This window comes from Neptuniibacter sp. PT8_73, assembly GCF_047778045.1.
Classification (GTDB): Bacteria; Pseudomonadota; Gammaproteobacteria; order Pseudomonadales; family Balneatricaceae; genus Neptuniibacter.
The window spans coordinates 3,599,506-3,614,827 of the sequence record NZ_CP180545.1 but is presented as its reverse complement, the minus strand read 5'-3'; the positions used below and the strand labels follow the sequence as shown (position 1 = coordinate 3,614,827).

Annotated in this window: 29 protein-coding genes; all 29 read left to right on the top strand. The window is 47.4% G+C overall.

The window, feature by feature from the left end; all coding sequences use genetic code 11:
• Window positions 1–25: 25 nt before the first annotated feature.
• The 29 genes from tuf (at window position 26) to rplQ (ending at window position 15,252) form a co-directional block, all read left to right on the top strand.
• Entirely contained in the window at window positions 26–1,249 is a 1,224-nt protein-coding gene (gene tuf / locus ACMXYN_RS16570) for an elongation factor Tu (RefSeq protein ID WP_415882739.1), read from the top strand.
• 222 nt (window positions 1,250–1,471) lie between these two features.
• On the top strand, window positions 1,472–1,783 hold the full coding sequence (rpsJ, locus tag ACMXYN_RS16565; protein WP_075174125.1) for a 30S ribosomal protein S10: 312 nt from the start codon (window positions 1,472–1,474) through the stop codon (window positions 1,781–1,783).
• Window positions 1,784–1,905: 122 nt separating this feature from the next.
• Window positions 1,906–2,544, top strand: a complete 639-nt coding sequence (gene rplC, locus ACMXYN_RS16560; protein ID WP_415882738.1) for a 50S ribosomal protein L3 — start codon at window positions 1,906–1,908, stop codon at window positions 2,542–2,544.
• Window positions 2,545–2,555: 11 nt separating this feature from the next.
• Window positions 2,556–3,161, top strand: coding sequence for a 50S ribosomal protein L4 (gene rplD, locus ACMXYN_RS16555; RefSeq protein ID WP_415886127.1), 606 nt, complete (start codon window positions 2,556–2,558; stop codon window positions 3,159–3,161).
• Window positions 3,158–3,454, top strand: a complete 297-nt coding sequence (rplW, locus tag ACMXYN_RS16550) for a 50S ribosomal protein L23 (RefSeq protein WP_415886126.1) — start codon at window positions 3,158–3,160, stop codon at window positions 3,452–3,454. The genes rplD and rplW overlap by 4 nt, the downstream gene beginning before the upstream one ends.
• Before the next feature lie 15 nt (window positions 3,455–3,469).
• On the top strand, window positions 3,470–4,297 hold the full coding sequence (gene rplB / locus ACMXYN_RS16545; RefSeq protein WP_415882736.1) for a 50S ribosomal protein L2: 828 nt from the start codon (window positions 3,470–3,472) through the stop codon (window positions 4,295–4,297).
• Between the two features lie 12 nt (window positions 4,298–4,309).
• Window positions 4,310–4,585 carry a 30S ribosomal protein S19 gene (gene rpsS, locus ACMXYN_RS16540; RefSeq protein ID WP_415882735.1) on the top strand — a complete coding sequence of 92 codons (276 nt, stop codon included), beginning with the start codon at window positions 4,310–4,312 and terminating at the stop codon, window positions 4,583–4,585.
• An 11-nt stretch (window positions 4,586–4,596) separates the two neighbouring features.
• Window positions 4,597–4,926, top strand: a complete 330-nt coding sequence (rplV, locus tag ACMXYN_RS16535; protein WP_415884689.1) for a 50S ribosomal protein L22 — start codon at window positions 4,597–4,599, stop codon at window positions 4,924–4,926.
• 23 nt (window positions 4,927–4,949) lie between these two features.
• Window positions 4,950–5,630, top strand: a complete 681-nt coding sequence (gene rpsC / locus ACMXYN_RS16530) for a 30S ribosomal protein S3 (RefSeq protein ID WP_415882734.1) — start codon at window positions 4,950–4,952, stop codon at window positions 5,628–5,630.
• Between the two features lie 11 nt (window positions 5,631–5,641).
• Window positions 5,642–6,055, top strand: a complete 414-nt coding sequence (gene rplP, locus ACMXYN_RS16525) for a 50S ribosomal protein L16 (protein ID WP_415882733.1) — start codon at window positions 5,642–5,644, stop codon at window positions 6,053–6,055.
• Window positions 6,055–6,246: a 50S ribosomal protein L29 gene (gene rpmC / locus ACMXYN_RS16520; protein ID WP_299179666.1), complete on the top strand. Its 192-nt coding sequence runs from the start codon at window positions 6,055–6,057 to the stop codon at window positions 6,244–6,246. The genes rplP and rpmC overlap by 1 nt, the downstream gene beginning before the upstream one ends.
• Before the next feature lie 2 nt (window positions 6,247–6,248).
• Complete coding sequence (gene rpsQ, locus ACMXYN_RS16515) at window positions 6,249–6,512, top strand: 30S ribosomal protein S17 (protein ID WP_292949289.1); 264 nt, start codon at window positions 6,249–6,251, stop codon at window positions 6,510–6,512.
• 74 nt (window positions 6,513–6,586) lie between these two features.
• Window positions 6,587–6,955 carry a 50S ribosomal protein L14 gene (rplN, locus tag ACMXYN_RS16510; RefSeq protein WP_007021360.1) on the top strand — a complete coding sequence of 123 codons (369 nt, stop codon included), beginning with the start codon at window positions 6,587–6,589 and terminating at the stop codon, window positions 6,953–6,955.
• A 102-nt stretch (window positions 6,956–7,057) separates the two neighbouring features.
• Window positions 7,058–7,372 carry a 50S ribosomal protein L24 gene (gene rplX, locus ACMXYN_RS16505; protein WP_415882732.1) on the top strand — a complete coding sequence of 105 codons (315 nt, stop codon included), beginning with the start codon at window positions 7,058–7,060 and terminating at the stop codon, window positions 7,370–7,372.
• Window positions 7,373–7,383: 11 nt separating this feature from the next.
• The gene (rplE, locus tag ACMXYN_RS16500; protein WP_415889526.1) at window positions 7,384–7,923 is read left to right on the top strand and encodes a 50S ribosomal protein L5; all 540 of its coding nucleotides are present in this window, start codon (window positions 7,384–7,386) and stop codon (window positions 7,921–7,923) included.
• 12 nt (window positions 7,924–7,935) lie between these two features.
• Window positions 7,936–8,241, top strand: a complete 306-nt coding sequence (gene rpsN / locus ACMXYN_RS16495; protein ID WP_415892755.1) for a 30S ribosomal protein S14 — start codon at window positions 7,936–7,938, stop codon at window positions 8,239–8,241.
• A gap of 80 nt (window positions 8,242–8,321) precedes the next feature.
• The gene (gene rpsH, locus ACMXYN_RS16490; RefSeq protein ID WP_415882729.1) at window positions 8,322–8,714 is read left to right on the top strand and encodes a 30S ribosomal protein S8; all 393 of its coding nucleotides are present in this window, start codon (window positions 8,322–8,324) and stop codon (window positions 8,712–8,714) included.
• 13 nt (window positions 8,715–8,727) lie between these two features.
• On the top strand, window positions 8,728–9,261 hold the full coding sequence (gene rplF / locus ACMXYN_RS16485) for a 50S ribosomal protein L6 (protein WP_415892754.1): 534 nt from the start codon (window positions 8,728–8,730) through the stop codon (window positions 9,259–9,261).
• A 13-nt stretch (window positions 9,262–9,274) separates the two neighbouring features.
• Complete coding sequence (rplR, locus tag ACMXYN_RS16480; protein ID WP_415882727.1) at window positions 9,275–9,625, top strand: 50S ribosomal protein L18; 351 nt, start codon at window positions 9,275–9,277, stop codon at window positions 9,623–9,625.
• 11 nt (window positions 9,626–9,636) lie between these two features.
• The gene (rpsE, locus tag ACMXYN_RS16475; protein ID WP_297309703.1) at window positions 9,637–10,137 is read left to right on the top strand and encodes a 30S ribosomal protein S5; all 501 of its coding nucleotides are present in this window, start codon (window positions 9,637–9,639) and stop codon (window positions 10,135–10,137) included.
• A gap of 6 nt (window positions 10,138–10,143) precedes the next feature.
• Window positions 10,144–10,323, top strand: coding sequence for a 50S ribosomal protein L30 (gene rpmD, locus ACMXYN_RS16470; RefSeq protein WP_415882726.1), 180 nt, complete (start codon window positions 10,144–10,146; stop codon window positions 10,321–10,323).
• Window positions 10,324–10,338: 15 nt separating this feature from the next.
• Window positions 10,339–10,773 (top strand): 50S ribosomal protein L15, encoded by a 435-nt coding sequence (rplO, locus tag ACMXYN_RS16465; RefSeq protein ID WP_415882725.1) that lies wholly within the window; start codon window positions 10,339–10,341, stop codon window positions 10,771–10,773.
• Window positions 10,774–12,102, top strand: coding sequence for a preprotein translocase subunit SecY (gene secY / locus ACMXYN_RS16460; protein WP_415882724.1), 1,329 nt, complete (start codon window positions 10,774–10,776; stop codon window positions 12,100–12,102).
• 20 nt (window positions 12,103–12,122) lie between these two features.
• On the top strand, window positions 12,123–12,239 hold the full coding sequence (gene rpmJ, locus ACMXYN_RS16455) for a 50S ribosomal protein L36 (protein WP_007021200.1): 117 nt from the start codon (window positions 12,123–12,125) through the stop codon (window positions 12,237–12,239).
• 147 nt (window positions 12,240–12,386) lie between these two features.
• Window positions 12,387–12,743: a 30S ribosomal protein S13 gene (gene rpsM / locus ACMXYN_RS16450; protein ID WP_415882723.1), complete on the top strand. Its 357-nt coding sequence runs from the start codon at window positions 12,387–12,389 to the stop codon at window positions 12,741–12,743.
• A gap of 25 nt (window positions 12,744–12,768) precedes the next feature.
• Window positions 12,769–13,158, top strand: coding sequence for a 30S ribosomal protein S11 (gene rpsK, locus ACMXYN_RS16445; RefSeq protein WP_415882722.1), 390 nt, complete (start codon window positions 12,769–12,771; stop codon window positions 13,156–13,158).
• Window positions 13,159–13,173: 15 nt separating this feature from the next.
• Window positions 13,174–13,794: a 30S ribosomal protein S4 gene (rpsD, locus tag ACMXYN_RS16440; RefSeq protein WP_415882721.1), complete on the top strand. Its 621-nt coding sequence runs from the start codon at window positions 13,174–13,176 to the stop codon at window positions 13,792–13,794.
• 24 nt (window positions 13,795–13,818) lie between these two features.
• On the top strand, window positions 13,819–14,823 hold the full coding sequence (locus ACMXYN_RS16435; protein ID WP_415882720.1) for a DNA-directed RNA polymerase subunit alpha: 1,005 nt from the start codon (window positions 13,819–13,821) through the stop codon (window positions 14,821–14,823).
• A gap of 39 nt (window positions 14,824–14,862) precedes the next feature.
• Window positions 14,863–15,252, top strand: a complete 390-nt coding sequence (gene rplQ / locus ACMXYN_RS16430) for a 50S ribosomal protein L17 (protein ID WP_415882719.1) — start codon at window positions 14,863–14,865, stop codon at window positions 15,250–15,252.
• Window positions 15,253–15,322: the final 70 nt, after the last annotated feature.

Sequence of the window (15,322 nt, the reverse complement as noted above, 5' to 3'; positions counted from 1 at the left end):
GCCTAATTACTTGAGGTAATGAAAAGTGGCTAAAGAACAATTTGAACGCTCAAAACCGCACGTTAACGTTGGTACAATCGGCCACGTTGACCACGGTAAAACTACTCTAACAGCAGCTCTAACTCGCGTATGTGCAGAAGTATGGGGCGGCGACGCTGTTGCATTTGACGGTATCGACAACGCTCCAGAAGAGCGTGAGCGTGGTATCACAATCGCAACTTCTCACGTTGAGTATGATTCTCCAGAACGTCACTACGCACACGTAGACTGCCCAGGCCACGCCGATTATGTTAAGAACATGATCACTGGTGCTGCACAGATGGACGGCGCGATCCTAGTATGTGGTGCGACTGATGGTCCAATGCCACAGACTCGTGAGCACATCCTACTATCTCGTCAGGTAGGTGTACCTTACATCGTAGTATTCCTAAACAAAGCAGACCTACTAGCAGAAGACTGTGGTGGTGCTGACTCTGAAGAATACGCTGAGATGCTAGAATTGGTTGAAATGGAGCTTCGTGAGCTTCTAGACCAGTACGAATTCCCAGGTGATGACACTCCAATCATCCCAGGTTCTGCTCTAATGGCCCTAAACGGCGAAGACGACAACGAACTTGGTACTACTGCTGTTAAGACTCTAGTTGAAACTCTAGACTCTTACATCCCAGAGCCAGAGCGTGCTATCGACGGTGCATTCATCATGCCTATCGAGGACGTATTCTCTATCCAGGGTCGTGGTACTGTAGTAACTGGTCGTGTTGAGCGCGGTATCATCAAAGTTGGTGAAGAAGTTGAAATCGTAGGTATCAAAGAAACTACGACTACTACTTGTACTGGTGTTGAGATGTTCCGTAAGCTTCTTGACGAAGGCCGTGCTGGTGAGAACGTTGGTGTTCTACTACGTGGTACTAAGCGTGAAGAAGTTGAGCGTGGTCAAGTACTAGCAGCTCCAGGCTCTATCACTCCTCACACTCGTTTCGAGGGTGAAGTATACGTACTATCCAAAGAAGAAGGCGGTCGTCACACTCCATTCTTCAAAGGTTACCGTCCACAGTTCTACTTCCGTACAACTGACATCACTGGTGCATGTGAGCTTCCAGAGGGTGTAGAAATGGTAATGCCTGGTGATAACGTTCAAATGGACGTTACACTAATCAACCCAGTAGCAATGGAAGAAGGTCTACGTTTCGCGATTCGTGAAGGTGGCCGTACTGTAGGTGCTGGTGTTGTATCTAAAATCGTTGAGTAATTAATACTCTTTGATTTGAAAAAAGCCCTCCTTGTGAGGGCTTTTTTGTGTCTGCTTATAGGCTTGTTCGGGGGTGTAAGTATAGATTGTTTGTTAATTGTACAAATTAATCCTGCTTACTGTTGACCTTAGCAAGTGACATAAGTAGAATTTGCGTCCCCCTCATAGTAGGGGGAGGTCGGCGTATGCCGTAAAATTATTTTTTGGAAATGTGTGATCGAAATGCAGAATCAGAAAATTCGTATTCGTCTGAAAGCCTTTGATCATCGCTTGATCGACTCTTCTGCGCAGGAAATCGTAGATACTGCAAAGAGAACAGGCGCTCAAGTACGAGGTCCGATCCCACTTCCTACTCGCAAAGAACGCTACACTGTTCTGATTTCACCTCACGTAAACAAAGATGCGCGTGATCAGTATGAAATCCGTACACATAAGCGTGTTCTAGACATCGTTGAGCCAACTGAAAAAACAGTTGACGCATTGATGAAGCTAGATCTTGCTGCGGGTGTTGAAGTGCAGATCAGCCTCGGCTAAAAGGCAACTGCGCAGAGTTAATTTTAATTAATGAAGCGCTTATTTAGTGTGGAATGCTCTGGAAAGGGCAGCCGTAGTGGGTAACAGCCCCGTACACAACTGGCAAGAGGTTTTAAAAGAAAATGTCTGTAGGTCTTATCGGACGTAAAGCGGGTATGACTCGCGTCTTCACTGAAGACGGCGTATCCGTGCCAGTCACCGTCATCGAAGTGGAACCGAACCGTGTTACTGCTGTGAAAACAGAAGAAACCGACGGCTACCAAGCAGTGCAGGTTACTACTGGTGCTAAGAAGGCTAACCGCCTGTCTAAGCCAGAAGCTGGTAACTTTGCTAAAGCTGGTGTTGAAGCTGGTCGTGGTTTGTGGGAGTTCCGCCTGTCGGGTGGCGACGAAGTCAACGTTGGCGACGAGCTAACAGTTGCGCGCTTCGAAGCTGGTCAGAAAGTTGACGTAACAGGTCAGTCTAAAGGTAAAGGTTTCCAGGGTGGCGTTAAGCGCTGGAACTTCTCCATGCAGGACGCGACTCACGGTAACTCTCTTTCTCACCGTGCTCCGGGTTCTATTGGTCAATGTCAGACTCCTGGTCGTGTTTGGAAAGGCAAGAAGATGGCAGGTCAAATGGGTAATGCTCAGGTTACTGTGCAGACCCTAGAAGTTGTTCGCGTAGACGCTGAACGTAACCTGTTGTTGATCAAAGGTGCTGTTCCAGGCGCAACTGGCGGTGACGTAATCGTTAAACCAGCTGTTAAAGCTGGCGCCTAAGGGGGTTTGAAATGAATCTGAATTTAGCTGGAGCTAATGGTTCGGTTGAAGTTTCCGACCTGGCTTTTGGTAAAGAATTCAACGAAACGCTAGTTCACCAAGTAGTTACAGCTTACTTGGCTGGCGGTCGTCAAGGCACTAAAGCTCAGAAAAACCGTTCTGCGGTTTCTGGCGGTGGTGCTAAGCCATGGCGTCAAAAAGGTACAGGTCGTGCACGTGCGGGAACTAGCCGTTCTCCAATCTGGCGTGCCGGTGGTGTTACCTTCGCGGCTCAGCCGCGTGACTACGCTCAGAAAGTAAACAAGAAAATGTACCGCGCAGCAATGCGTTGCATCTTCTCTGAGCTTGTACGTCAAGAACGTCTGGTTGTTGTTGAAGATTTCGCTTTGGAATCTCCAAAGACAAAACAGTTTGTGGCTAAGCTGAACGAGCTTGAGCTGACTAACGCACTGCTGATTACTGAAGATGTAGAGCAGAACTTGTACCTAGCTGCACGTAACGTACCACACGTTGATGTACGTGATGCTGCTGGCGTTGACCCGGTTTCTCTGGTTGGCTTTGATAAAGTACTGGTTACTGTTGCTGCTCTGAAGAAAATCGAGGAGAAGCTGGCATGAAACAGGAACGCATTTATCAAGTGCTGCTGGGTCCGCACATCTCCGAGAAAGCTACTATCGTAGCTGATGGTTCTCAGCAAGTAGTATTCCGTGTGGCTAAAGACGCTACTAAACCAGAAATCAAGCAAGCAGTTGAAGAGCTGTTCAACGTTAAAGTTAAAGGCGTGAACGTTCTTAATGCTAAGGGCAAAACCAAGCGTACTATGCGTGGTTTCGGCAAGCGTAGCGATGTGCGTAAAGCATACGTTTCTCTAGCTGACGGCTCTGAGATTGATTTCCTTGGTGGCGAGTAATAGAGGGTATATAAAATGGCAGTGACTAAAACTAAGCCGACCTCTGCTGGACGCCGTCATGTAGTTAAAGTGACTAACACTGAACTGCATAAAGGTAAGCCTCATGCAGCTCTTGTTGAGAAAAAGAGCAAGAGCGGTGGTCGTAACCACCACGGTCGCATCACTACTCGTCATATTGGCGGTGGTCACAAACAGCAGTACCGTATCATCGATTTCCGTCGTAACAAAGACGGTATTCCAGCGACAGTTGAGCGTTTGGAATATGATCCTAACCGTTCTGCGCATATCGCACTAGTTGTGTATGCAGACGGTGAGCGTCGTTACATCATTGCACCAAAAGGTGTTTCTGCGGGCGCTAAGATCATGTCTGGCGATTCTGTAGATATCAAACCTGGTAACACTATGCCTCTACGCAACATTCCTGTGGGTTCTGTAATCCACTGTGTTGAGTTGAAGCCTGGTAAAGGTGCTCAGATTGCTCGCTCTGCGGGTACATCTGCACAGTTGGTTGCACGTGAAGGTGCTTACGCAACTCTTCGCCTACGTTCTGGCGAAATGCGTAAAGTCCTAGTTGAATGTCGTGCAACTCTGGGTGAAGTGAGCAACAGTGAACACTCCTTGCGTCAGCTTGGTAAAGCTGGTGCTACGCGCTGGCGTGGTGTTCGTCCTACTGTTCGTGGTGTTGCGATGAACCCAGTAGACCACCCACACGGTGGTGGTGAAGGTCGTACTTCCGGTGGTCGTCACCCAGTGTCGCCATGGGGTGTTCCGACTAAGGGTTATAAAACTCGCAAGAACAAGCGTACTGATAAGTTGATCGTACGCCGTCGTAACGCTAAGTAAGAGGATACAGCTGTGCCACGTTCACTGAAGAAAGGTCCATTTATCGACCTTCACCTGTTGAAAAAGGTAGAGTCTGCAATTGAAGCAAACGACCGTCGTCCAATCAAAACTTGGTCACGTCGTTCTACGATCTTCCCGAATTTCGTAGGTTTGACAATTGCAGTACACAACGGCCGTCAGCATGTTCCGGTATTTATTTCCGAGGACATGGTTGGTCATAAACTGGGCGAGTTTGCTGTGACACGTACTTACCGTGGTCACGTAGTAGACAAGAAAGCCAAGCGATAAGGAGTTAGATGATGGAAGTTGCCGCTAAGCACAAAGGCGCCCGCATCTCTGCACAGAAAGCACGTCTGGTTGCTGACCAGATCCGTGGTAAATCTGTCGGTGAAGCTCTGGATATCCTGGCGTATAGTCCTAAAAAAGGTGCGGCGCTTGTTAAGAAAGTACTAGAGTCTGCTATTGCTAACGCAGAGCATAACGAAGGTGCTGATATTGACGAGCTACGTGTTTCTACAGTTTTTGTTGATGAAGCAATGACTATGAAACGCATCAAGCCGCGTGCGAAAGGTCGCGCTGATCGTATTTTGAAGCGCTCCTGTCACATCACTGTAAAAGTGGCCGACTGAGCTGACTGCTAGGAGATTCCGTTATGGGTCAGAAAGTACATCCTACGGGTATTCGTCTCGGTATTGTTAAAGATCACACTTCTGTGTGGTACGCAGACAAGAGCGAATACGCAAGCAAGCTGCAGAACGATCTGCAGGTGCGTGAGTACCTGGACAAGCAGCTTGAAAAAGCATCTGTTAGCCGCATCGAAATCGAGCGTCCTGCACAGAATGCAAAAATTACTATTCACACAGCTCGTCCGGGCATCGTGATTGGTAAGAAAGGCGAAGATGTTGAGAAACTACGTAACACTGTATCTGAAATGATGGGTGTTCCAGTTCACATCAACATCGAAGAAATTCGTAAACCAGAACTAGACGCGCGTCTTGTTGCACAAGGTGTTGCAAGCCAGCTTGAGCGTCGTGTTATGTTCCGTCGTGCTATGAAACGTGCGGTACAGAACGCAATGCGTCTTGGTGCTAAAGGTATCAAGATTCAGCTAGGTGGTCGTCTTGGTGGTGCCGAAATCGCTCGTAGCGAATGGTATCGTGAAGGTCGTGTGCCATTGCACACACTTCGTGCTGATATCGATTACGCTACTTATGAAGCGCACACTACTTACGGTGTGATCGGCGTTAAAGTCTGGATCTTCAAGGGTGAAGTTCTTGGTGGCATCGAACAAGTTCGTGCTGAAAAGAATGCGCCTAAGAAGAAAGGTAAGTGAGGTAGACGTCGATGCTACAACCAAAACGTCTTAAGTTCCGCAAAATGATGAAAGGCCGCAACCGCGGTCTAGCACAGCGCGGTAGCACTGTAAGCTTTGGTGAATTTGCACTGAAAGCGACCGGTCGTGGTCGTATCACTGCACGTCAGATCGAAGCAGCGCGTCGTACCATGACACGTCACGTTAAGCGTGGTGGTAAAATCTGGATCCGTGTGTTCCCAGACAAGCCAATTTCTAAGAAACCGCTTGAAGTACGTATGGGTAAAGGTAAGGGTGCGGTTGAGTACTGGGTTGCTCAAATCAAGCCAGGTAAGATTCTGTTCGAAATGAGCGGAGTTGATGAACAGCTTGCATCTGAAGCGTTCACCCTAGCTGCTGCTAAATTGCCTGTTGCAACAACCATTGTTAAACGGACGGTGATGTAATGAAAGCAACTGAACTACGTGAAAAGTCCGTTGATGAACTACAGCAAGAGCTACTAGGTCTTCTAAAAGAACAGTTCAACCTGCGCATGCAGAAGACAACTGGTCAGCTTGCTCAGAATCATCTTCTAGGACAGGTTCGTCGCGATATCGCTCGTGTGAAGACAGTACTCAACGAAAAGGCAGGTAACTAAGTATGAGCGCCGAAAAACGTACTCGAACTGTTACTGGTCGCGTTGTTAGCGACAAGATGGATAAAACCATCACAGTTCTGGTTGAGCGCAAAGAGAAGCATCCGATTTACGGAAAATTCATGAAGCGCTCTTCTAAACTGCATGCTCACGATGAGAAAAATGAGTGCCAGCAAGGTGACCTAGTTACCATCGCAGAAACTCGTCCTTTGTCTAAGAATAAGTCTTGGGCGTTGGTTCGTATTGAAGAGCGTGCAGCAAAGGTGTAAACTATCGCACCTTTGCTCCATTAGACGGTCCGTCCGCATTGCGGGCGGCCTAAAAATGTTTGTGGAGTAAGACCATGATTCAAACTGAATCTATGCTTGACGTAGCTGATAACAGTGGCGCTAAGCGAGTGCAGTGTATTAAGGTCCTTGGTGGTTCTCACCGCCGCTACGCTTCTGTAGGTGACATTATTAAAGTTACTGTTAAAGAAGCGATTCCTCGCGGTAAAGTGAAGAAAGGCCAGGTTCTTAACGCCGTAGTGGTACGTACCCGTAAAGGTGTTCGTCGTCCAGACGGTTCAGTAATCCGCTTTGATACAAACTCTGCGGTTCTACTGAATGCGAGCGACGCTCCAATCGGTACTCGTATCTTCGGCCCAGTGACGCGTGAACTTCGCTCAGAGAAGTTCATGAAAATCATTTCCCTGGCGCCTGAAGTGCTATAAAGATCGAACAATATACTGTTCGGTTTATGTGAAAACGCTAACACCGGAAGGTGTTGGCGTTTTTGAGCATGAGAGGGTAGCAGGAAGCGATATAGGTAAATTATGCGCAAAATTAAACGTGACGATGAAGTAATTGTCATCGCAGGAAAAGACAAGGGCAAGCGTGGCACAGTCATGCGCGTTCTGGACGATCGTTTGATCGTTTCTGGTATCAACATGGTGAAGAAGCACACTAAGCCGAACCCAATGTTGGGTAAAGCAGGTGGCATCGTTGAAAAAGAAGCAGCTATTGCAGTTTCTAACGTAGCGATCTTCAACCCGCAGACTAGTAAGGGCGATCGTGTAGGCTTCAAAGTTCTTGAAGACGGCACTAAGACTCGTATCTTCAAGTCTACCGGCGAAGTAATTGGCGGATAAGGGGAGATATCATGTCTAGATTAAAAGCGCTTTATAACGATTCCGTTAAGCAGCAGCTTAAAGATGAGCTGAACTGCCCTAACGTAATGGCAGTTCCACGTTTGACTAAAATCACTCTAAACATGGGTGTTGGTGAAGCGTTGGGCGATAAGAAAATGCTTGAGAACGCTGTTGCAGATATGACTGCAATTGCGGGCCAAAAGCCAGTTGTATGTTTGGCACGTAAATCTATCGCGGGCTTTAAAGTTCGTGAAGGTTGGCCAATCGGCTGTAAAGTTACACTACGCGGTGAGCGTATGTGGGAATTCTTGGATCGTTTGGTAGATATCTCTATCCCTCGTATCCGTGACTTCCGTGGCCTAAACCCGAAATCTTTCGACGGTCGTGGCAACTACAGCATGGGTGTTAAAGAGCAGATCATCTTCCCTGAAATCGAATTCGACAAGGTTGATAAGATGCGTGGTATGGACATTACGTTCACTACAACTGCTCAGAACAATGATGAGGGCCGTGCTCTATTGGCTGCCCTGAACTTCCCGTTCCGTAAGTGATAGGCATACATCATGGCTAAACAATCAATGAAGGCACGTGAAGACAAACGTGCGAAGCTAGTTGCACAGTATGCTGAGAAGCGTGCTGCACTAAAAGCAATTATCAACAACCCTAATTCATCAGAAGACGAAGTTTGGGATGCAGTGATCGCTCTACAGAAGCTACCACGCGACTCAAGCAAATCTCGTCAGCAGCGTCGTTGCCAGATTACTGGCCGTCCACACGCTGTATACCGTAAGTTCGGTATTAGCCGTATCAAACTGCGTGAAGCAGCAATGCGCGGTGATGTTCCAGGTTTGAAAAAGGCTAGCTGGTAATCTCCAGTTAGTATAACGGTAAGCGCAGTGGCTAGGCCCTTTGGGGTACCGCACTGTGCTGCACAAGAGGAAGTAAATGCATGAGCATGCAAGATACTCTAGCGGATATGTTTACTCGTATTCGTAACGGTCATATGGCTGAAAAGCAGGCCGTATCTATGCCGTCTTCCAAAGTAAAAGTATCAATTGCCAAAGTTCTTAAGGACGAAGGTTACATCGTTGACTACGCAGTAGAAGGCGACGTAAAACCGGTTCTGAACATTGAGCTTAAATACTTTGAAGGAAAGCCGGTAATTGAAGAGATCAAACGCGTTAGTCGTCCAGGTCTGCGTATCTACAAGAACGCAAGCGAACTACCAAAAGTATCTGGTGGTCTGGGTGTAGCGATTATCTCTACAAGTAAAGGTGTAATGGCTGACCGCGCTGCACGTAGTGCTGGCGTTGGTGGCGAAGTAATCTGCACGGTATTCTAAGAGGTATTTCAATATGTCACGTATTGCAAAAAGCCCTGTTATCGTACCTGCAGGTGTTGAAGTTAAGATTGACGGTCAGACTGTCAATGTTAAAGGTAAAAACGGCCAGCTTTCACTAGACGTTCACCCAACTGTTGGTGTTGCTCTAGAAGAAGGTTCTGTGAACTTCACAGCTCGTGAAGCTTCAAAGCTGTCTCTTTCCTTGTCCGGTACTACACGCTCACTGGTTAACAACATGGTTGTTGGTGTGTCAGAAGGCTTCAAGAAAACTCTTGAGCTACAAGGTGTTGGTTACCGTGCTGCTGCTAAAGGCAACACGCTTAACCTTAACCTAGGTTTCTCGCACCCGATCGATTACGACCTACCAGAAGGTATCAAAGCGGAAACGCCTAACGTAACTACTATCATCCTTTCTGGCTCTGATAAGCAAGTTCTAGGTCAAGTTGCTGCTGAGATTCGTGCGTTCCGTCCACCAGAGCCATATAAAGGCAAAGGTGTTCGTTATGCTGATGAGTATGTTCGCCGTAAAGAAGCGAAGAAAAAGTAAATAGGGCAGGGTTATGAACGCTAAGAAACAATCTCGTATTCGTCGTGCTCGCCGCTCTCGCCTTAAAATGCGTGAGTTAGGTGCAACACGTCTGTGCGTTACACGCACACCGCGTCACATCTACGCTCAGGTTATCTCTGCTGATGGTGCAAAAGTACTTGCTGCTGCATCAACTGTAGAAAAAGATCTGCGTGAAACTGCTGGCGGTAACGTTGCAGCAGCTGAAAAAGTAGGCGCATTGATCGCTCAGCGTGCTAAAGAAGCTGGCGTATCTGAAGTAGCATTTGACCGTTCTGGTTACCAGTATCACGGTCGTGTTAAAGCTTTGGCTGATGCAGCCCGCGAAGGCGGCCTGGAATTCTAAAGGGATCGAATATGTCAAATCATGAACAGAAAGACGGCGATCTGCAGGAAAAGCTGGTTCAGGTTAACCGCGTCGCTAAAGTAGTAAAAGGTGGTCGTATCTTCGGCTTTACAGCACTAACTGTAGTTGGTGACGGTAAAGGTCGCGTAGGTTTCGGTCGTGGTAAAGCTCGTGAAGTTCCTGCTGCTATTCAGAAAGCAATGGAACAAGCTCGTCGTAACATGGTTTCAGTTGAACTGAACGGCGACACGTTGCAGTACCCAATTAAAGCACGTCACGGTGCTTCTAAAGTTTACATGCAGCCTGCATCTCAAGGTACTGGTGTAATCGCAGGTGGTGCGATGCGTGCAGTACTTGAATTGGCAGGTGTCCATAACGTACTGGCTAAGTGCTACGGCTCTACTAACCCGGTTAACGTTGTACGCGCGACTGTTAAAGGTCTTGCTGCAATGAAATCTCCGGAAGATGTGGCTGCTAAGCGCGGTAAGTCCGTAGAAGACATTCTGGGGTAATCGACAATGGCTAAGACTGTTAAAGTAACACTAGTACGTAGCCCTATCGGTACTCTTCCTAACCACAAATTGTGTGTTAAGGGTCTAGGTCTACGCCGTATTGGGCACACAGTTGAAGTAGAAGATACTCCATCTGTACGTGGCATGATCAACAAAGTTAACTACCTAGTTCAGGTAGAAGACTAATAAGGGAGTTACAGCATGCGTCTGAACACTCTAAGCCCTGCTGAAGGTTCCAAGAAAGCGGCGAAACGCGTTGGTCGTGGCATTGGTTCCGGTTTGGGTAAGACATGTGGCCGTGGTCACAAAGGTCAAAAATCCCGCTCTGGCGGTTCTGTAAAACCAGGTTTCGAAGGCGGTCAGATGCCTTTGCAGCGTCGTCTACCGAAATTCGGTTTTACTTCTCGTATTGCACGTTACGTTACAGAGATTCGTCTGAACGAACTTGCTAAGATCGAAGCTGAAGTAATTGATCTAGATGCTTTGAAAGCAGCAGACATCATCAAGCAGGAAATCAAAACTGCTAAAGTGATCTTGTCTGGTGAGATCAATAAGGCTGTCACTGTTAAAGGTCTTAAAGTGACCAAAGGTGCACAGGCTGCTATCGAAGCTGCTGGCGGTAAAGTCGAGGCGTAAATGGCTAAAAAAGGACCTATACCAGCGGGCAACCAAAGCGGACTAGGTGAGCTTAAGTCTCGTCTACTTTTCGTTTTGATGGCGATTGTTGTTTATCGTATCGGTGCACATATTCCTGTACCGGGTATCAACCCAGATCGTCTGGCCGCATTATTTGATCAGAACCAGGGCACAATCCTGAGTCTCTTTAACATGTTCTCCGGTGGTGCACTGGAGCGAATGAGTATCTTGGCATTGGGTATTATGCCGTATATCTCTGCATCGATTATTATGCAGCTGATGACGGTAGTTAGCCCTACCTTGGCTCAGTTAAAGAAAGAGGGTGAGGCTGGTCGTCGTAAGATTAACCAGTACACTCGCTACGGGACTGTAGCGCTTGCAACTGTACAAGCCTTTGGTATGGCCGTAGGCCTAGCCAATCAAGGTGTATCGTTTACCGCGGATGCCAGCTTCTATTTTGTAGCTGTTGTCACTTTGGTAGCGGGTGCAGTATTCCTAATGTGGTTAGGTGAGCAAGTGACAGAGCGTGGTATCGGTAACGGTATCTCCATTCTGATCTTTGCTGGTATTGTTGCCGGTCTGCCAAGTGCGATCGGACAGGCCTTTGAAGCAGCGCGTCAAGGTGATTTAAACATCCTTGCGCTGCTAGCTATTGCTGTACTAGCGATTGCTACAGTTGGTTTTGTTGTGTTTATGGAGCGCGGCCAACGCCGTATCACCATTAACTACGCTAAGCGCCAACAGGGTAATCGTGTGTTCGCGGCACAATCCAGCCACCTTCCATTGAAGGTCAACATGGCTGGTGTGATTCCGCCGATTTTTGCATCCAGTATTTTGCTATTCCCTGCCTCTATGGGCCAATGGTTTGGTCAGAGTGAAGGCATGGATTGGCTGCAAAATGTTGCATTAGCGCTTGGCCCAGGTCAGCCGCTTTACATTTTGCTATTCTCGGTCGCAATTATATTTTTCTGCTACTTCTACACAGCGATTGTTTTCAATCCTAAGGACGTAGCAGATAACCTGAAGAAATCAGGTGCTTTTATTCCGGGTATTCGTCCAGGTGATCAATCCGCACGTTACATTGATACCGTGCTGGGCCGATTGACCTTATTCGGTGCGCTTTATATTACTGCTGTATCTCTGATGCCTCAGTTCCTAGTAGTCGCAGCGAATGTACCGTTCTATTTCGGTGGCACCTCACTCCTGATCGTCGTAGTTGTCGTGATGGACTTTATGGCGCAGGTTCAGTCTCATCTGATGTCACATCAGTACGAGTCCCTGATGAAGAAATCTAATCTCAAAGGTGGCGGCGCAGGACTTTCGCGCTAAGGCCACAACTGGAGTAGATCATGAAAGTACGTGCATCTGTTAAAAAGATCTGTCGTAACTGCAAAATCGTTCGTCGTAACGGTTCAGTACGTGTGATCTGTAAAGTAGAGCCGCGTCACAAGCAGCGTCAGGGTTAATTTATCCCTGATTTGGGCGCAGATGGTGTGCAGCACTTGATTTAATTTTAATCAATGTGTATTATTGCGCGCCTTCTGCGAACAGAACAAATTTTTATTGGTGTTTGATAATTTAAACAAACACCTTTTATTAAACGGAGTAATAGAATGGCCCGTATAGCTGGAGTCAACATTCCTGACAATAAGCATGCGGTAATTTCTCTGACTTACATTTACGGTATTGGCCGCACGACATCGTCTGCGATCTTAGAAACTTGCGGTATTGCACCGACTACTAAGATCTCTGATTTGTCCGATGAGCAATTGGACATCGTTCGTGGAGAAGTTGCTAAATTTACTGTTGAAGGCGACCTACGTCGTGAAGTATCCATGAGCATCAAACGTTTGATGGACCTTGGTTGTTTCCGCGGCATTCGCCACCGTCGTAACCTTCCGGTTCGCGGTCAGCGTAGTAAAACTAACGCGCGCACTCGAAAAGGCCCGCGTAAGCCGATCCGTAAATAAGTGGTAAGCGATAGGAATTCCGAATATGGCAAAGCCAGGTAATCGCACACGCAAAAAAGCGAAGAAGCAAATAGCGGATGGGTTCGCCCACATCCACGCTTCTTTTAACAATACGATCATTACAATTACCGATCGTCAGGGTAACGCTCTTTCTTGGGCAACTGCGGGTGGCTCAGGCTTCCGTGGTTCTCGCAAGAGTACCCCTTTCGCTGCTCAGGTTGCGGCTGAGCGCGCTGGACAGGCTGCATTAGAATATGGCCTGAAAAACTTAGACGTATTTGTAAAAGGCCCAGGACCAGGTCGCGAATCAGCGGTTCGTGCTCTGAACTCTGTAGGCTACAAAATTGCAAATATCACTGACGTGACGCCAATCCCTCACAATGGTTGTCGTCCACCGAAGAAACGTCGCGTTTAATCTGGAGACGGTAATATGGCTCGTTATCTTGGACCAAAGTGCAAACTGTCTCGTAGGGAAGGTACTGACCTTTTCCTAAAGAGCGGTGTTCGCGCACTGGACAGCAAGTGTAAAGCTGAGACTGTCCCTGGTGTTCACGGCGCTCGTCGCGGTCGTTTATCCGACTACGGCCTGCAGTTACGTGAAAAACAGAAAGTTCGTCGTATGTACGGCGTACTGGAACGTCAGTTCCGCAGTTATTATAAAGAAGCGGCTCGTCGTAGCGGTGCAACAGGTGAAAACCTTCTGCAACTGCTAGAAGGTCGTTTGGACAATGTTGTATATCGCATGGGTTTCGGTTCTACACGTGCCGAATCTCGTCAGATCGTATCTCACCGCTCAATCACTGTTAACGGTCAGGTTGTGAACATCGCTTCCTACCAAGTTAAAGCAGGTGATGTTGTAGCAGTACGTGAAAAAGCTAAATCTCAGTTGCGTATTAAAAACGCTCTAGAACTAGCTGGTCAACGTGCAGCAGTTGAGTGGGTTGATGTAGACGCTGCAAAAATGGAAGGCACATACAAAGCCACTCCAGAGCGTTCTGATCTGTCCGCAGATATCAACGAACAGCTAATTGTAGAGCTGTACTCGAAGTAATTTTAACTTTAATTTGGTGGAAATATGCAGCGTTCGGTAAATGAGTTTCTAAGTCCACGTCATATTGACGTACAAGAAATCAGCAAAACGCGCGCTAAAGTGACTCTAGAGCCACTTGAGCGTGGATTTGGCCATACGCTGGGCAATGCATTACGCCGCATTCTTTTATCTTCTATGCCGGGTTGTGCCGTAACAGAAGTTGAGATTGAAGGCGTTTTGCATGAGTACAGCACAATTGAAGGTGTTCAGGAAGATGTAATTGAGATCCTCCTGAACCTGAAAGGGGTTGCAGTGTTGTTGCACAACAACGACGAAGTAACCCTGACTCTGAGCAAATCTGAAGCAGGTCCTGTAACTGCTGGTGATATTCAACTGAATCAGGATGTTGAAATCGCTAACCCGGACCACGTTATTGCTCACCTTAATGAAGGTGCGAGTCTAAACATGCAGCTAACTGTTGGTCGTGGCCGTGGTTACGTTCCAGCTGATCTGCGTGTTTCTGATGAAGAAGAGACTCGTGCAATCGGTCGTCTACAGCTGGACGCTACTTTCAGCCCAGTACGTCGCGTTTCTTACGTAGTAGAAAGCGCGCGTGTAGAGCAACGTACTGACTTGGATAAACTGGTTATTGATATCGAATCTAACGGTACCATTGATCCAGAAGAAGCTATCCGTCGTGCGGCTACTATCCTTCAGCAACAACTTATTGTGTTTGTTGATCTGGAAGATGGTGCTGATCAAGCTAAGGATGAACCAGAAGAGCCGGAAATTGATCCAATTCTTCTGCGTCCTGTAGATGATCTGGAGCTGACTGTACGTTCCGCCAACTGTCTGAAGGCAGAACAGATCTACTATATTGGTGATCTGATTCAGCGTACAGAGGTTGAACTGCTTAAGACTCCGAACTTGGGTAAGAAGTCGTTGACAGAGATCAAAGACGTACTTGCATCTAAGGGCTTGTCCCTAGGTATGCGTCTTGAGAACTGGCCACCGGCTAGCCTGAAGAACGACGATAAAGTCGCTTCCTGATTCGGCGATAACAACTGACTGGTTTGGTAGGGATTTATCATGCGTCATCGTAAATCTGGTCGTAAATTAAGCCGTACCAGTGCGCACCGCAAAGCTATGTTTAAAAACATGGCAGTATCTTTGTTTGAGCACGAGTTGATTCGTACAACTCTGCCTAAAGCTAAAGAACTGCGCGGCTATGCAGAGCCACTGATTACACTGGCTAAAAACGACACTGTAGCGAACCGCCGTTTGGCATTCGCACGTACTGGCAGCAAAGTTGCTGTTGGTAAACTATTCAACGAACTAGGTCCGCGTTACAACGCGCGTCCTGGTGGCTATGTTCGTATCCTGAAGTGCGGTTTCCGCCCAGGTGACAACGCTCCTATGGCTTACGTTGAGCTAGTTGATCGTCCAGCTGTAGAAGCTGCTGACGAAGCAGAAGATTAAGATTTCTTGATCTTAAAAAACCCGGCTTTATGCCGGGTTTTTTATTGCCTGAAATTTAGAAAAGACATTA

Bases quoted from the DNA above. Each gene is read 5' to 3' on its own strand.
- rpsQ (WP_292949289.1), top strand. From the start codon at position 6,249: ATGAGCGCCGAAAAACGTACTCGAACTGTTACTGGTCGCGTTGTTAGC.
- rplD (WP_415886127.1), top strand. From the start codon at position 2,556: ATGAATCTGAATTTAGCTGGAGCTAATGGTTCGGTTGAAGTTTCCGAC.
- rpsK (WP_415882722.1), top strand. From the start codon at position 12,769: ATGGCAAAGCCAGGTAATCGCACACGCAAAAAAGCGAAGAAGCAAATA.
- rplQ (WP_415882719.1), top strand. From the start codon at position 14,863: ATGCGTCATCGTAAATCTGGTCGTAAATTAAGCCGTACCAGTGCGCAC.
- rpmJ (WP_007021200.1), top strand. From the start codon at position 12,123: ATGAAAGTACGTGCATCTGTTAAAAAGATCTGTCGTAACTGCAAAATC.
- ACMXYN_RS16435 (WP_415882720.1), top strand. From the start codon at position 13,819: ATGCAGCGTTCGGTAAATGAGTTTCTAAGTCCACGTCATATTGACGTA.
- rplV (WP_415884689.1), top strand. From the start codon at position 4,597: ATGGAAGTTGCCGCTAAGCACAAAGGCGCCCGCATCTCTGCACAGAAA.
- rpsE (WP_297309703.1), top strand. From the start codon at position 9,637: ATGTCAAATCATGAACAGAAAGACGGCGATCTGCAGGAAAAGCTGGTT.
- rplX (WP_415882732.1), top strand. From the start codon at position 7,058: ATGCGCAAAATTAAACGTGACGATGAAGTAATTGTCATCGCAGGAAAA.
- rpsC (WP_415882734.1), top strand. From the start codon at position 4,950: ATGGGTCAGAAAGTACATCCTACGGGTATTCGTCTCGGTATTGTTAAA.
- rpsD (WP_415882721.1), top strand. From the start codon at position 13,174: ATGGCTCGTTATCTTGGACCAAAGTGCAAACTGTCTCGTAGGGAAGGT.
- rplN (WP_007021360.1), top strand. From the start codon at position 6,587: ATGATTCAAACTGAATCTATGCTTGACGTAGCTGATAACAGTGGCGCT.
- rpmD (WP_415882726.1), top strand. From the start codon at position 10,144: ATGGCTAAGACTGTTAAAGTAACACTAGTACGTAGCCCTATCGGTACT.
- rpsJ (WP_075174125.1), top strand. From the start codon at position 1,472: ATGCAGAATCAGAAAATTCGTATTCGTCTGAAAGCCTTTGATCATCGC.
- rplB (WP_415882736.1), top strand. From the start codon at position 3,470: ATGGCAGTGACTAAAACTAAGCCGACCTCTGCTGGACGCCGTCATGTA.
- rplR (WP_415882727.1), top strand. From the start codon at position 9,275: ATGAACGCTAAGAAACAATCTCGTATTCGTCGTGCTCGCCGCTCTCGC.
- rplO (WP_415882725.1), top strand. From the start codon at position 10,339: ATGCGTCTGAACACTCTAAGCCCTGCTGAAGGTTCCAAGAAAGCGGCG.
- rplC (WP_415882738.1), top strand. From the start codon at position 1,906: ATGTCTGTAGGTCTTATCGGACGTAAAGCGGGTATGACTCGCGTCTTC.
- rplP (WP_415882733.1), top strand. From the start codon at position 5,642: ATGCTACAACCAAAACGTCTTAAGTTCCGCAAAATGATGAAAGGCCGC.
- rplF (WP_415892754.1), top strand. From the start codon at position 8,728: ATGTCACGTATTGCAAAAAGCCCTGTTATCGTACCTGCAGGTGTTGAA.
- rpmC (WP_299179666.1), top strand. From the start codon at position 6,055: ATGAAAGCAACTGAACTACGTGAAAAGTCCGTTGATGAACTACAGCAA.
- rplW (WP_415886126.1), top strand. From the start codon at position 3,158: ATGAAACAGGAACGCATTTATCAAGTGCTGCTGGGTCCGCACATCTCC.
- rpsM (WP_415882723.1), top strand. From the start codon at position 12,387: ATGGCCCGTATAGCTGGAGTCAACATTCCTGACAATAAGCATGCGGTA.
- secY (WP_415882724.1), top strand. From the start codon at position 10,774: ATGGCTAAAAAAGGACCTATACCAGCGGGCAACCAAAGCGGACTAGGT.
- rpsN (WP_415892755.1), top strand. From the start codon at position 7,936: ATGGCTAAACAATCAATGAAGGCACGTGAAGACAAACGTGCGAAGCTA.
- rpsH (WP_415882729.1), top strand. From the start codon at position 8,322: ATGAGCATGCAAGATACTCTAGCGGATATGTTTACTCGTATTCGTAAC.
- rplE (WP_415889526.1), top strand. From the start codon at position 7,384: ATGTCTAGATTAAAAGCGCTTTATAACGATTCCGTTAAGCAGCAGCTT.